12 protein-coding genes are annotated in these 13703 nt (G+C 63.6%); 7 read left to right on the top strand and 5 right to left on the bottom strand.

Annotation, left to right across the window (positions count from 1 at the left end; genetic code table 11):
- Nucleotide 1 precedes the first annotated feature (1 nt).
- The 4 genes from ABI582_RS16330 to ABI582_RS16315 form a co-directional block, all read right to left on the bottom strand.
- The gene (locus tag ABI582_RS16330; RefSeq protein ID WP_442119708.1) at nucleotides 2-3559 is read right to left on the bottom strand and encodes a molybdopterin cofactor-binding domain-containing protein; all 3558 of its coding nucleotides are present in this window, start codon (nucleotides 3557-3559) and stop codon (nucleotides 2-4) included.
- Nucleotides 3556-4029 carry a (2Fe-2S)-binding protein gene (locus tag ABI582_RS16325; RefSeq protein ID WP_016498881.1) on the bottom strand — a complete coding sequence of 158 codons (474 nt, stop codon included), beginning with the start codon at nucleotides 4027-4029 and terminating at the stop codon, nucleotides 3556-3558. Before ABI582_RS16325 ends, ABI582_RS16330 begins: the two co-directional genes overlap by 4 nt.
- A gap of 133 nt (nucleotides 4030-4162) precedes the next feature.
- A complete protein-coding gene (locus tag ABI582_RS16320; RefSeq protein WP_258653233.1) occupies nucleotides 4163-4639 on the bottom strand; it encodes a MarR family winged helix-turn-helix transcriptional regulator in 477 nt (158 codons plus the stop codon).
- A 70-nt stretch (nucleotides 4640-4709) separates the two neighbouring features.
- A complete protein-coding gene (locus ABI582_RS16315) occupies nucleotides 4710-5762 on the bottom strand; it encodes a 2,5-dihydroxypyridine 5,6-dioxygenase (RefSeq protein WP_016498883.1) in 1053 nt (350 codons plus the stop codon).
- Between the two features lie 323 nt (nucleotides 5763-6085).
- On the opposite strand from ABI582_RS16315, the gene nicC reads away from it, so the two are divergent.
- The 6 genes from nicC to ABI582_RS16285 all read left to right on the top strand — a co-directional run bounded on the left by nicC (nucleotide 6086) and on the right by ABI582_RS16285 (nucleotide 12414).
- The gene (gene nicC / locus ABI582_RS16310) at nucleotides 6086-7234 is read left to right on the top strand and encodes a 6-hydroxynicotinate 3-monooxygenase (protein ID WP_442119707.1); all 1149 of its coding nucleotides are present in this window, start codon (nucleotides 6086-6088) and stop codon (nucleotides 7232-7234) included.
- A complete protein-coding gene (nicD, locus tag ABI582_RS16305) occupies nucleotides 7231-8037 on the top strand; it encodes an N-formylmaleamate deformylase (protein WP_442119706.1) in 807 nt (268 codons plus the stop codon). Before nicC ends, nicD begins: the two co-directional genes overlap by 4 nt.
- 13 nt (nucleotides 8038-8050) lie before the next feature.
- Nucleotides 8051-8803: a maleate cis-trans isomerase family protein gene (locus ABI582_RS16300; RefSeq protein WP_442119705.1), complete on the top strand. Its 753-nt coding sequence runs from the start codon at nucleotides 8051-8053 to the stop codon at nucleotides 8801-8803.
- A 16-nt stretch (nucleotides 8804-8819) separates the two neighbouring features.
- Nucleotides 8820-9461 (top strand): N-carbamoylsarcosine amidohydrolase, encoded by a 642-nt coding sequence (locus ABI582_RS16295; RefSeq protein WP_442119704.1) that lies wholly within the window; start codon nucleotides 8820-8822, stop codon nucleotides 9459-9461.
- Nucleotides 9462-9668: 207 nt separating this feature from the next.
- Entirely contained in the window at nucleotides 9669-10982 is a 1314-nt protein-coding gene (locus ABI582_RS16290; protein ID WP_016498888.1) for an MFS transporter, read from the top strand.
- A gap of 139 nt (nucleotides 10983-11121) precedes the next feature.
- Complete coding sequence (locus ABI582_RS16285; RefSeq protein ID WP_442119703.1) at nucleotides 11122-12414, top strand: OprD family porin; 1293 nt, start codon at nucleotides 11122-11124, stop codon at nucleotides 12412-12414.
- Nucleotides 12415-12586: 172 nt separating this feature from the next.
- Here ABI582_RS16285 and ABI582_RS16280 read toward each other — a convergent pair whose 3' ends face one another.
- On the bottom strand, nucleotides 12587-12772 hold the full coding sequence (locus ABI582_RS16280; RefSeq protein WP_258653226.1) for a hypothetical protein: 186 nt from the start codon (nucleotides 12770-12772) through the stop codon (nucleotides 12587-12589).
- A gap of 673 nt (nucleotides 12773-13445) precedes the next feature.
- Here ABI582_RS16280 and ABI582_RS16275 point away from each other — a divergent pair.
- Complete coding sequence (locus ABI582_RS16275; RefSeq protein WP_258908964.1) at nucleotides 13446-13640, top strand: hypothetical protein; 195 nt, start codon at nucleotides 13446-13448, stop codon at nucleotides 13638-13640.
- Nucleotides 13641-13703 lie beyond the last annotated feature (63 nt).

Here is a 13703-nt window from a genome sequence, read left to right as displayed (position 1 = left end):
CTCAGTGGCTGCCGGGGTTGGCGCGCACCTGCGCGGCCTTGGCCGCCAGCCCTTGCCAGGCCGGCTTGTCGGCAGCGAAGCGCTGGCGCAGGTAAGCTGCCAGGTCGGCGACCTGGCGGTCCGACAGGCTGTCCTTGAAGCCGGGCATGTAGCCCAGGTCACGGGTGGCCGGGGTGGCAATGCCGTGCAGCACCACGCGCAGCAGGTTGTCCGGCAGGGCGCTGTGGACGTTGCTGTTGACCGCCATCGACGGGCTGACCCCAAACAGCTTCGGCCCCAGCCCATCGCTGTGGCAGGCCATGCACGCGCCTTTGAATACCCGCTCGCCGTTGCTCAGCGACACCTGCGTGTCCACCTGGGGCGCGGCCTTGGCGGCCACTGCCTGCGGCTCGCCGTCGAGTGAACCGAGGTAGTGGGCAATGGCACGCACGTCGCTCTTTGGCAGGGTGGCCAGTTCGCTGACCACCGGGCCCATGGGGCCGGCCGCCACACCGTGCTTTTCGGAGAAGCCGGTGCTCAGGTAGTTGAACAGTTCGTCTTCGCTCCACGGCGTGGATGATTTGCCCAGCGCATTCAGGGCCGGGGCTTCCCAGCCATCGACCATGCCGCCGGCCAGGTAGCTGCTGCCGCCTTTTTCTGCGCCCATCAGGTTGCGCGGCGAGTGGCAGGCGGTGCAGTGGCCCAGGCCGTCGACCAGGTAGGCGCCGCGGTTCCACTGGGCACTGCGCTGCGGGTCGGGCTGGTATTCGCCGCGTTGCAGAAACAGCGCATTCCAGCCGGCCATCAGTGGCCGCTGGTTGAACGGGAAGCGCATCTGGTTGGCGGGTGCTTGCTGGCGTACCGGGGTTTGCGACATCAGGTAGGCATACAGCGCCTGCATGTCGGCGTCGTTGATGTTGCGAAACGAGGTGTAGGGAAACGCCGGGTACAGGTGCCGACCGTCGCGGCTGATGCCTTCGCGCATGGCCCGCTCGAAGGCGCCGAACGACCAGCGGCCAATGCCGGTTTCCGGGTCGGGCGTGATGTTGGTGCTGTACAGCGTGCCGAACGGTGTTTCCATCGCCAGCCCGCCTGTATTGACCTTGCCGCCGCTGACCGTATGGCACACGGCGCAGTCACCGGCCGCCGCCACCTGGCGCCCACGCTCGAGCATCGCGGCGCTCCAGCTGCCAGCGCCTGGCGGGGTGACCGGGGCGATTTCGGCGCGCCAGGGCAGGGCTGTGGCGAGTACGCCCAATGCAGCGCCGAATACCCCGGCCAGCGAGCCGAACCACCACTTCGAACGCTTGGGTGTCGGCTGCGCTGGCGCTTCAGGGCCCTGACCTTGGCCATCGAGGGCGGCACGCACCCGCTCCGCCGTGATTGGCAGCTCGCGAAAACGAATGCCTGTCGCGTCGAAAATGGCATTGGCGATGGCCGCCGCGCTCGGTACCGAGGCCGACTCGCCACTGCCCATCGGCGCTTCGTGCTGACGCGGCAGCATCATCACGTCGATGGCCGGCAGTTCGGGGAAGGTCAGGATCGGGTAGCCACCCCACTCCTTGCTGGCCACGGTCGACTCTTCGAAGCTGACCTGTTCCTTGAGCACCCGGCTGGTGGACTGGATGACGTTACCGTGGATCTGGTGGCGCACGCCCTCGGGGTTGACCATCATCCCGGCATCGTGGCCGATCACCACGCGGGTGACGGCCACTTCACCGGTGCGCCGGTCAACCGCGACATCGGCCACCCATGCCGCCCACGCCGCGCCAAAACCGGGGAACTTGCTGTGGATGTAGCGTGCATAGGCAAAGCCTCTGCCGCGCAGCACATCGCCTTCGGCCTGCGCCTGCATGGGCCGGGTATGCGGCTGCCATTCGGCGCGTTCGGCGGTGGCCTTGACCAGGTCGATGGCGCGCGGGTCGGACAGGTGCCTGAGGCGGTATTCGACCGGGTCGACGCCAGCGGCAAAGGCCAGCTCATCGATGTACGACTCGTGGGCGAAGCTGTTGGGCATGGCCGACACGCCACGCATCCACGAGGCACGTACCAGTGGCGTCATGTCGTTGATGGTGACGCGCATGTGTTCGTAGTCATAGGGCGGTATAGAAGTGCGGTCGCCCATCTCGAACAGGGCCGGCACTGGCTCCACGGCGCCGGTCAACAGCAGGGCCAGGGTAGGTGCGCCATTGGACGGGTAGCTGGTCTGGAAGTCGTAGGCGGCCACGCTGCCGTCGGCGTTCAGGCCACCGTCGATTTCCATCAGCTGCGCGGTGCCCTTGGGCTCCCACACATGCTCCTGCTCGCGGGTCAGCTGCACCCGCACAGGGCGCTGTACCGCGCGCGACAGCAGCACCGCATCGGCGCACACGTCATCGGCACAGTTGCGGCCGTAGCAACCGGCGGCCTCCATGCGAATGATCTCGATGCGCTCCTCTGTGCACTCCAGCAGCCAGGCGAGGTCGGCGCGCAGCAGGTGCGGGTTCTGCGTGCCGGACCACACGCGGATTGGCCCATCGGTGAAGTCGGCCAGCGCGCATGACGGGCCGATCGATGCGTGCAGCTGGTACGGCCACAGGTAGCTGCGGCTCAGGCGCTGGGTGGCATTGGCGATGCCGCCGTCGACATCGCCCTGGTCCAGCACAGTGCGCTGTACCCGCGGGTTGTCGCGGATGGCCTGGGCGACATCGCTGAGGTCGGGCAGCTTGCCTGTGAATGGCTTCCAGCTGATTTTCAGCGCCTGGGCCGCGCGGATCGCTTGTTCTTCGCGCTCGGCCACCACGCCGACAAAGTCGCGAATGACGACCACGGCCACCACGCCGGGCAAATGGGCGATGGACGATTCATCTACCGCCAGCAGGCTGTTGCCGACGAAGTCGCCGCTGTCATGACCGGCGTAGGGCGGGCGGATCACCCGGCCGTGAAGCATGTCGGGCAGGCGCATGTCATGCACATAGGTCAACTCGCCGGTGGCCTTGCCGGGAATGTCTACCCGTGCAGCGCTGCGGCCGACCAGGCGGTAGTCGTCGATGGCCTTGAGCGGGGCATCGTCGGCAATGTGCAGCTGGTGGTTTTCGCCCTGTACCAGTTCGGCAAAACTCAGCGTGCTGCCGTTGCTGGCGATGACCGCGCCGTCTTCGATGCGCAGCACTTCGGGCGCGCAGCGAAGGCGTTGCGCGGCCTGTTGCAACAGGTGGCGACGCGCTGTGGCGGCTGCCTTGCGCAGGGGCACGGCGGAAATCTGCAGGGTGGCGCTGGCGATGGTCGCGCCCTGGTTGGGTGCCCGCTCGGTATCGCCCAGCACCATGTGTACCTGGTCCATGCGCAGGTCCAACTCTTCGGCGACGATCTGCGCCAGCGAGGTGCGGATGCCGGTGCCCAGGTCGACGTGGCCGTTGAAGGCGTAGACCATGCCGTCGTCGCTGACAGCGATGAACAACGCCAGCTCGCGCGCCTTGACCACAGGCGTCACACCCTTGGCCACCGGGCCCGAGGGTGGGGTGATCTGGTCGACGATCAGCAACACGCCAGTCTTGGCCAGCAACTGGTCGCGGCTGGGCACCTGTTGTGAGTGGTTCATGCTTTTCTCCGGGTCTCGGCGGCGCGGCGCACGGCGCGCAGGATTTCGACGTGTGTACCGCAGCGGCACAGGTTGCCGGACAGTTCCTGGCGAATCTGTTCGTCGCTGGGGTCGGGGATGCGGTCGAGCAAGGCCTTGGTGGTCATGATCATGCCGTTCATGCAGTAGCCGCACTGGGCTGCCTGTTCGTCGATGAACGCCTGTTGCACCGGGTGTGGCGCAGCCTTGCTGCCCAGCCCTTCGAGGGTGGTGATGTCGCGGCCGGCAGCGCCGGCCAGGGGGATGACGCACGAGCGTGCGGCCACGCCGTCGATGATCACCGTGCACGCCCCGCATTCGCCCAGGCCGCAGCCGTATTTGGGGCCGTTCAGGCACAGGTCGTTGCGCAGGATAAGCAGCAGCGGAGTGTCGGGCATGGCGCTGACTTCGACAGGCTGGCCGTTGACCCGCAGGGAGATGGTTGTTTGCATTGTTGGCTCATCTCTGGAGGTTGCTTGCGCTACCAAAGGACTCACATGACGCGAGAGTTTCGGTAAGTACTCACTACATGAAATGAGCGAGCAAGAAGCAGGCCAGAGATGGTTTGCCGGGCACCTCAGCTTGTCAGCCGGGGTTTTCGTCGCTGTCGATCATCTTGCGCAGGAGGTACAAAATGGCCACGCGTTCGCCGGCATTCAGGCTGCCCATGCTCAATTCGCTGATCTGCCGGGCGCAGGGGATCATTGCGTCGAGCAATGCCGCGCCGCTGTCGGTGAGTTCGACAATGACCTTGCGCCGGTCGCCCGGGTCTGGTGACAGCTGCACCAGCTCGCGAGTTTTCAGGCGCTCGACGATGCCGCGGATGGTTGCCTGGTCCACCGCGGTGGCCTTGATCAGTTCGGCCTGGGAGCTGGGGCCGTGGTCGCGCAGGGCACACAGGGTAACGAACTGGATCGAGGTAAGCTGCGGGTCGCAGGCCTGCTGCTGGAAGATTGCCGTGTGCCGTTGGTAAGCCTTGCGCAGCAGGTGGCCGACCTGTTCGGTGACGTCATAGGGGGTGGTGTCGAGCGGGGCGCTGCTGGGGGTGGTTTTCTTTGGCATGGGATGGCTTGGGCTGGGTGGAAAGGTGCTGGCCGGCCGCCAATAGCGGAGCGCCCGGCCAGTATAACCACTATCGCGCCCGCGATTCCTCTGGTGCGACCACGTCGCCGGCCAGCACCACGGCCTTGTCATCCAGGTAGATATCGCAGTTGCGCAGCGGGATGTCCAGGTGGCAGGGGGTCTTGCGCTTGCCGCCGACCTCGGTGTTCGGGCCGGTGGAGAACAGGAAGTTGCCGTAGAACGCGCGGGCGTCCATGCACATGCCGTCGTTGCGGTCGTGCAAGCCCATAGCCGTCCACTGCGCGCGCGGCTGCAGGCCCCAGCCGATGTGTGAGATGCCGTAGACCTCGGGGTCGTTGAAATACTTCATGTAGTCGCGCAGGTACTCGGCCTCGAAGCCGCCGTGGATGCCGGTGATAAAGCCTTTTTCAATCTCCAGGGTGATGCGCTCGCGGCAGTAGTTCTTGAACGGCAGGATGATGTCGCCCACGTCCAGCACCAGCGTGCCCTCGGCACTGTCCTCGTTGGGCCAAGTGAACAGAAAACCGCTGGGCCAGTGGTCCCAGCGCCCTGGTTCGTCGGCATAGCCGTACTCGGTCACGGCCGGGTACTGGCCGAGCGGGGCGTGGAAGTCGCTGCCAGCCTTGGACCGCACATGCATGCTGCGCGCCTGTTTCAGCAAGGTTTCGGCGGCCAGCACCCGGCGTTTGTCGTCTTCGCTCGGCAGCATGCGCGCCAGCACTTCGGGTGGCTCCACCGCCAGCAGTATGCGCGTGCCGGTCTTGAGGATCTGCTCCTGCTCGGGCGAGTGCAGCAGCATCATGGTATCGACGACCAGGTCGGCCGCTTCCAGCGCCCGCTGCGCCGCCAGGTTGCCGGTCAGTGCGGTGTCGCCGCAGTAGGCAGTCATGTCGTTACCCATGGCGGTCGGGTGGTTGAACGCCGGCAGCTCTACCGCATACACCTTCGCCTTCAGGCGCTGCGCGGCCTCCATCGCGGCGTTGACCGTGCGCGGGTCGGAGTAGTGGCTCTTGAGTACGGCCACGCTCTGCGTCTCGTCCACGCGGGACAGCTTCAGTACATGCTCGAACATCTGGGTCAGTTGTGCATTGCTCACCGGCATCGGGGTTCTCCTGGGTGGCGTTGGCAGGGGGTGCACCATGGCAGTGCCTGGCGCTTCATCTCGGTGCAAAATAATAGTGTGTACACCCTACTTTTGCAGATGAAAGCGCATCCGGACGGCGAGCGCAAGTTATCTATAAAACGTTACCTATTCACACAAATCGCCAATGTTTACGGTAACAGGTTGCCTGTATTGGTTTTCGCTCAGGTGTTTGAAAAATATTTTACCGGGCCTCTATCCAAAGTTCATTTACAGCGTATACGCTCTAAATCGTCAGGCGGTCGAACCGCTGGCCACATATCAGAACAAGAGGAGAGATACCCATGCGGGGTAGGCAGAAAATCGCAATCGTCGGTGCGGGTCTGGGTGGGGCGGCCGCCGCAACGTTGCTGCAGCAGGCCGGGTTCGATGTCGAGGTGTTCGAACAGGCGCCGGAGTTCACCCGCCTGGGGGCGGGCATCCATATCGGCCCTAACGTGATGAAGATCTTCCGCCGCATGGGGCTGGAGCAGAAACTGGAACTGATGGGCTCGCACCCGGACTTCTGGTTCAGCCGCGATGGCAATAGCGGTGACTACCTGGCGCGCATCCCGCTGGGCGAGTTTGCCCGCCGCGAGTACGGCGCGGCCTATATCACCATTCACCGTGGCGACCTGCACGCCCTGCAGATCGAGGCGATCAAGCCGGGTACCGTGCACTTCGGCAAGCGCCTGCAAAAGATCGTCGACGAAGGCGAACAGGTGCGCCTGGACTTCGCCGACGGCACCCACACCGTGACCGACATCGTCATCGGTGCCGACGGCATCCACTCCAGGATTCGTGAAGAACTGCTGGGCGCTGAAGCGCCGATCTACAGCGGTTGGGTCGCCCACCGTGCGCTGATCCGCGGGGTAAACCTGGCGCAGCATGCCGATGTGTTCGAGCCCTGCGTCAAGTGGTGGTCCGAAGACCGCCACATGATGGTCTACTACACCACCGGCAAGCGCGACGAGTACTACTTCGTCACCGGCGTACCCCATGCGGCCTGGGACTTCCAGGGTGCCTACGTCGACAGCAGCCAGGAGGAAATGCGCGCTGCCTTCGAGGGCTACCACCCCACCGTGCAGAAGCTGATCGACGCCACCGAGTCGATCACCAAATGGCCGTTGCGCAACCGCAACCCGCTGCCGCTGTGGAGCCGCGGCCGCCTGGTGCTGCTGGGTGATGCCTGCCACCCGATGAAGCCACACATGGCCCAGGGCGCGTGCATGGCCATCGAGGATGCAGCCATGCTGACCCGCTGCCTGCAAGAAACCGGGCTGTCCGACCATCGCACCGCGTTCGCCCTGTACGAGGCCAATCGCAAGGAGCGGGCATCCCGGGTGCAGGCGGTATCGAACGCCAACACCTTCCTCTACAGCCAGGAAGACCCGGCCTGGGTCTACGGCTATGACCTGTACGGCCAGGCGCTGAAAAGCGGGGAGGCGGCATGAGCACCTTCGTCGCCGGCGGCAACGTCTGCGCCAATGGCATCCGCCAGCATTACCTGCGCTATGGCGGCAAGGGCCATGCGCTAATCCTGGTGCCCGGCATCACCAGCCCGGCGATCACCTGGGGCTTCGTCGCCGAGCGCCTTGGGTTGTACTTCGACATCTACGTGCTGGATGTGCGCGGGCGCGGCTTGTCTTCAAGCGGCCCCGAACTGGACTACGGCACCGACGCCTGTGCAGCGGACATTCCGGCCTTTGCCGCAGCGCTGGGCCTGGACAACTACCACCTGGTCGGGCACTCGATGGGCGCGCGCTTTGCCATTCGTGCGGCTGCCCAGGGGGCACCGGGGCTGCAGCGGCTGGTGCTGGTCGACCCACCGGTGTCCGGGCCAGGCCGTCGTGCCTACCCGAGCAAGCTGCCGTGGTATGTGGATTCGATCCGCCAGGCCACTGTGGGCATGAGCGGCGACGACATGCGCGCATTCTGCGCCACCTGGAGCGACGAGCAGCTGGCGCTGCGAGCCGAATGGCTGCACACCTGCCACGAGCCGGCGATCGTGCGGGCGTTTGATGATTTTCACAACGTGGATATCCACCAATACCTGCCCGCGGTACGCCAGCCGGCATTGCTGATGGTGGCCGGGCGAGGTGGGGTGATCGAGCCCCGTGACATCGCTGAAATACGCGAACTCAAGCCGGATATCCAGGTCGCGCATGTCGACAACGCCGGCCACATGATCCCATGGGACGACCTGGACGGCTTCTTCGCCGCCTTTGGCGACTTCCTCGACCAACCCCTCGTCTGATGGAGCACGAGACATGACCAAGCTATACCGCATCGGCCAGATCGTGCCGAGCTCGAACACCACGATGGAAACCGAAATCCCGGCGATGCTCAACGCGCGCCAGGCGATCCGCCCCGAGCGCTTCACCTTCCATTCCAGCCGCATGCGCATGAAGCAGGTAAAAAAGGAAGAGCTGGCCGCCATGGACGCCGAGTCCGACCGCTGCGCAATGGAGCTGTCCGACGCCAAGGTAGATGTGCTGGGTTACGCCTGCCTGGTGGCGATCATGGCCATGGGCCTGGGCTATCACCGGCAATCGGAAAAGCGCTTGCAGCAGGCCACCGCCGACAACGACGCGCTGGCACCGGTAATCACCAGCGCCGGGGCGTTGGTCGAGGCCTTGCATGTGATGAAGGCCAAGCGCATTGCCATCGTCGCGCCGTACATGAAGCCGTTGACCGAGCTGGTGGTGAACTATATCCGCGAGGAGGGCTTCGAGGTGCAGGACTCGCGCGCGCTGGAAATCCCCGACAACCTCGCCGTGGCCCGCCACGACCCTGCCAACTTGCCAGGCATCGTCGCCGGCATGGACCTTGAGGGCGTCGATGTGGTGGTGCTCTCGGCCTGCGTGCAGATGCAATCGCTGCCGGCAGTGGCCAAGGTCGAGGCGCAAACCGGCAAGCCGGTGGTCACTGCTGCTATCGCCACTACCTACGCCATGCTCAAGGCGCTGGACCTGGAGCCGATCGTGCCGGGCGCCGGTGCGCTGCTGTCGGGCGCCTACTGAAAAGGGGGAGACGGACATGAGCGACGCACAAAGTGCCCGTGACAACTACCAGGGCGTATGGGGCCAGCGCATCGGCTTTGGCCGCAAGCCAGCCCTGTTGATGATCGACTTCATGCAGGGCTACACCACACCCGGCGCACCGCTGTTCGCCCCGGGCGTGGTGGTGGCGGTCGAACAGGCCGCCGGCCTGCTGGCGCTGGCCCGCGACTGCGGTACCTTGGTGGTGCATACCAATATCCGCTACCAGCCACCGCATTTTGCTGACGGCGGCGTGTGGGTACGCAAGGCGCCGGTGATGAAGGACATGGTCGAAGGCAACCCGCTGGCGACGTTCTGCGAGGCCGTTGCGCCACAGGCAGGGGAGGTGGTGCTGAGCAAGCAGTACGCCAGTGCCTTCTTCGCCACCAGCCTGGCCCCGCTGCTGCATGCTCAAGGCGTGGATACCGTGGTACTGGCTGGCTGCTCTACCAGCGGCTGCATCCGCGCCAGTGCGGTGGATGCCATGCAGCACGGGTTTCGAACCATCGTGGTGCGCGAGTGTGTCGGTGATCGCCACAACGACCCGCACGAAGCCAACCTGTTCGACATCGACAGCAAGTATGGCGATGTCGTCAGCCGCCAGGAGGCCATGCAGCAACTCAGGCACCTGGCCGGCTGAATGCCGGGTAGCCGTTACCAATAACAATCAAGGACCGGTGCGGGAAGCCCGTCCATGACCGCCTGCTGTCCGGGTGGTCGCCCCGCAGGAGCACTCGGGGTCTTCAGGCGCTGCCCCGGCACGCCGCGTATAGTGCGCGGGGTGCCCGGCGCGTCGAAAACTGCTGGCCTTAAAACAACCACAAAGTCGCCCGCCAGGAGACAGGAAATGCCAATTGCGAATGCAACCACGGTCCACAGTGACATCGACCATGGCACTAAAGCGCTGTACAGCAAGATCACCTGGAGGCTCATCCCCTTCCTGTGCTTCTGTTACCTCGCAGCTTATCTGGACCGCATCAACGTCGGCTTCGCCAAGCTGCAGATGCTCGAAGACCTGCAGTTCAGCACAGCGGCCTATGGCCTGGGTGCCGGGCTGTTCTTTGTCGGCTACATCATTTTCGAAGTGCCGAGCAACCTGATCCTGCAGCGCGTTGGCGCCAAGCTGTGGATCGCACGCATCATGATCACCTGGGGCCTGCTGTCGGCCTGCACCATGTTCGTTTCCACCACCACCCAGTTCTATGTCCTGCGTTTTCTGCTGGGTGCTGCCGAGGCCGGCTTCCTGCCGGGCGTGTTGTACTACCTGACCATGTGGTACCCCACCTATCGGCGCGGGCGCATCATTGCCTTGTTCATGATCGGGCTGCCTTTGTCGAGCGTGATCGGCGGGCCGATTTCTGGCTGGATCATGGGGCATTTCGACCAGGTGCATGGCCTGCACGGCTGGCAGTGGCTGTTTTTGCTGGAAGCGATCCCCAGCGTGCTGCTCGGCATTCTCACGTTCTGGGCATTGCCTAACCATTTCCAGCAGGCCAAGTGGCTGTCGGCTGACGACAAGGCGCAGTTGGCAGCGGACCTGGCGGCTGACGATGCCGAGGGCAAGGACAGCAAGCACAGCTTCCGCGATGGCTTTTTCAACCTGAAGGTGTGGATGCTCGGGGGCATCGACTTTTCGATTTTGCTCAGCGCCTATGCCATGGGCTTCTGGATGCCGACCTTCATCCGTGATGCTGGCGTCAGCGACACCTTCCACATCGGTCTTCTTACGGCCATTCCGAGCCTGGCCGCACTGGCCGGCATGCTGATGATCGGGGCCAGCTCCGACCGCCACCGTGAGCGCCGCTGGCACATCATCGTGCCGTTCATCATTGGTGCAATCGCCATGGCCAGCAGCACCTTGTTCAGCCAGAACCTGGTAATGACCGTGGCGCTGTTCGCCATTGCCTCGGCAGCGATCATCGGCGCGGTGCCGGTGTTCTTCAGCCTGCCGGCGACCTTCCTCAAAGGCACTGCGGCTGCCACAGGCTTCGCCCTGGCCTGCTCGGTGGCCAACATCGCAGGCCTGGTGAGCAACTCACTGATGGGCCTGGTCACCGACCTCACCGGTACCTCGCACGCCGCACTGTGGGTGTTTGCCGGCTGCCTGATCCTCAGCTGCTTCCTGGTCATCGCCTTGCCGGCGAAGCTGGTCAACCGCTAGCGGCCCAGCGCTTCAAGCAACGGCAGGGCAGGCGGGCCGGGTGCCCGCCTGCCGACCCTCTCTCGATGCAACCCGCACGTTGGCGGCCATACACGGCCGCCGCGCCGGGTTGCTGTTGCCCGAATCCAGGAGTAGCTCCATGCAAGGTTCCACTGCACCGCGTTTTTCTTCATCTGCGTGCCTGGCCGGCGGGTGTATTGCCGCCGCGTTGTGCGCCGAGGCCTCGGCAGAAGAGGCCGGTTTCATCGAAGGTGCCCGCGCCACGCTGCAGGCGCGCAATTACTTCTTCAGCCGCGATTATGCCGATATCAAGGGCGCGAGCACCCAGTCGCGTACCCAGGAATGGGCGCAGGGTTTTATCCTGAACGCAAGCTCTGGCTACACCCAGGGCACGCTCGGCGTCGGCGTGGATGTGACCGGCCTGCTGGGGTTCAAGCTCGACAGCAGCCCGCAGCATGCCAGGTCGGGTTTGCTGCCCAGCCTGGACAGCGGCAAGTCGGCGGACGAATACAGCCGCCTGGGGGCGGCGATCAAGTTCAAGGTCTCGCAAACCGAATTGAAGGTGGGTGAGTTGATGCCCAACCTGCCTGTGCTGCTGTTCAGCGATTTGCGCCTGCTGCCGCCGACCTATCAGGGCGCAATGCTGGAGTCGCGCGAGTTTGCCGGGTTGACCCTGAATGCCGGCCAGTTCCGCTCCACCAGCCTGCGCGACTCGTCCAACAGCCAGAAAATGTACGCGCTGGTCAACGACCCGATCAACCCGGCGCGGCTGGCGCGTTTCACCAGTGACCGCTTCAACTACGTTGGCGCCGACTATGCCTTCAACGGCAACCGTACCAGCGTCGGTGTGTGGCAGGCGCAACTGGAGGATATCTACCAGCAGCGCTTCTACAGCTTCAAGCACGCCGAGCCGCTGGGGGACTGGACGCTGGGGGTCAATGCCGGCTATTTCGATGCCCGCGAGGACGGGCGCAAGATTGCCGGTGACTACGACAACCATGCGCTGTTCAGCCTGTTCTCGGCCAAGACCGGCGGGCATACCTTTTACGTGGGCTACCAGCAGATCGGCGGCGATGATGGCTTTATCCAGGTGGGTGCCAACACCAACCCGATGGGTAATACGCTGCCGACCTATGAGTTTTCGGCGCCTGGCGAACGCTCGTGGCAGGTGCGGCATGACTACAACTTTGTCGCGTTGGGGCTTCCGGGACTGACTTCGACCCTGCGGTATGTGAAAGGGCGCGACGTGGAGACCGGGCTGGGCTTTGAAGGGCGGGACCGCGAGCGTGACCTGGACTTGGCCTACGTGGTGCAAAGCGGGCCGCTGGCCGGGCTTGGGGTGCGCGTGCGCAATGTGATGGCGCGCTCCAACTACCGCACCGACATCGATGAGAACCGCTTGATCCTCAGTTACACGGTCAAGCTGTTCTAAAGCCGCCCCCGCTGCGCGGCTTTTGTAGGAGCGGCCTTGTGTCGCGAAGGGCTGCGCAGCAGCCCCAGAGTTTCAGCGAAAATGCATAAATTGCTGGGGCTGCTACGCAGCCCTATCGCGACACAAGGCCGCTCCTACAGGTCCGGGGCATGCTTTGCGGGAGCAGTAGGGGTCACTGCAAGGTCACGGGCTTCAGGCTGTCCGGCAACTGCCTGATAGCCGCTTCAATCCGCGCTATAGGGCCAGCCAGAAGGTCCGCTTCCACGTCCTTGCCCTCACTTCTCAAGCGGTCACACTCAAGGCGCAGGTCCAGCAATTTTTTTTGTAGCTTCAGGGCCGAAGTATTGAACGGGTCCATGCTTCTCTCGTGCTGTAGGCTTCCGTGCCGTTGTAGGAAAAATGGACCGTAGCAGCTCGAATTAACTGGAGAAACTGATGTTTCATACAGGTTGGTGCCCCGACCGCGATACCTCCTACATCGCACAGTAAAAAGTCCTACAAACTGCGTTTCAATTCATGTGCTCCCAATCGAGCTCGACTTCCCGGGTCAGCTGGGTTTTGTCACCTTTCAAAGGGCATGCCATCCTCTGCGGTTGCAGCCGGAGCCTGTAACCCGTCTTGAAATCTCATGTAGCAATAATGTATCTGCGCCGCATCTGATCCGCTTTTTTTCCACAAACCTGAATCTGTAACCGTATCAGCCCAAGCCCGACAATATGTTCATCCCCGCATCACAACTGTAGAGGTTCCAATGGGCAAGCTGGCGCTGTTCCTGGGTGGTTTTCTGCTGCTGACCATTCTGATTGGTATTCTTGGCACCATTCCGCCAAGCTGACTTCAACTGCGTTCTTCCTGCGCGGCCCGTCTATTTCAACTGACGGGCCCAATGCCTGACCAATTGGCCAGTATTCCCCCTGCTTGCACTGCTGGACCAGCGGTAGCTGCAAGTCATTCTCAAGTGCAAAAGCCTCGTGTAGTCTGCCGCCGCCGCTCATTCGGGCCGGTCTTTTTGCCTTGGAGTCGATACATCAATGGAATACAAGAAAGGCACTTCAGCCATGCTGGAGTGGCGTAGCCGTTTTCTTGCCGAAGGCACACTTGATGAGCAGGGATATGACCAGGCATTGCGCGATGCCTTGGTGCTGGAGCAGGCTGGGGTGATCACTACGTCGGAGTGGATCGAGCTGGTCAAGCTGGCAAACACGGCGTTGCTGGTTGTGCGATAAGTCGTTCTTTGCGTTGGGAAATCTGTCCACAAAAAACGTGGGTAGGTCTGTGGATAAAGTGCT

The organism is Pseudomonas sp. SAS7, assembly GCF_052112345.1.
Lineage (GTDB): Bacteria > Pseudomonadota > Gammaproteobacteria > Pseudomonadales > Pseudomonadaceae > Aquipseudomonas > Aquipseudomonas putida_Q.
Note: the sequence above shows the minus strand (reverse complement) of the source record. Positions and strands in the feature narration are given on the sequence as shown.

Bases quoted from the DNA above. Each gene is read 5' to 3' on its own strand.
- ABI582_RS16330 (WP_442119708.1), bottom strand. From the start codon at position 3,559: ATGAACCACTCACAACAGGTGCCCAGCCGCGACCAGTTGCTGGCCAAG.
- ABI582_RS16325 (WP_016498881.1), bottom strand. From the start codon at position 4,029: ATGCAAACAACCATCTCCCTGCGGGTCAACGGCCAGCCTGTCGAAGTC.
- ABI582_RS16320 (WP_258653233.1), bottom strand. From the start codon at position 4,639: ATGCCAAAGAAAACCACCCCCAGCAGCGCCCCGCTCGACACCACCCCC.
- ABI582_RS16315 (WP_016498883.1), bottom strand. From the start codon at position 5,762: ATGCCGGTGAGCAATGCACAACTGACCCAGATGTTCGAGCATGTACTG.
- nicC (WP_442119707.1), top strand. From the start codon at position 6,086: ATGCGGGGTAGGCAGAAAATCGCAATCGTCGGTGCGGGTCTGGGTGGG.
- nicD (WP_442119706.1), top strand. From the start codon at position 7,231: ATGAGCACCTTCGTCGCCGGCGGCAACGTCTGCGCCAATGGCATCCGC.
- ABI582_RS16300 (WP_442119705.1), top strand. From the start codon at position 8,051: ATGACCAAGCTATACCGCATCGGCCAGATCGTGCCGAGCTCGAACACC.
- ABI582_RS16295 (WP_442119704.1), top strand. From the start codon at position 8,820: ATGAGCGACGCACAAAGTGCCCGTGACAACTACCAGGGCGTATGGGGC.
- ABI582_RS16290 (WP_016498888.1), top strand. From the start codon at position 9,669: ATGCCAATTGCGAATGCAACCACGGTCCACAGTGACATCGACCATGGC.
- ABI582_RS16285 (WP_442119703.1), top strand. From the start codon at position 11,122: ATGCAAGGTTCCACTGCACCGCGTTTTTCTTCATCTGCGTGCCTGGCC.
- ABI582_RS16280 (WP_258653226.1), bottom strand. From the start codon at position 12,772: ATGGACCCGTTCAATACTTCGGCCCTGAAGCTACAAAAAAAATTGCTG.
- ABI582_RS16275 (WP_258908964.1), top strand. From the start codon at position 13,446: ATGGAATACAAGAAAGGCACTTCAGCCATGCTGGAGTGGCGTAGCCGT.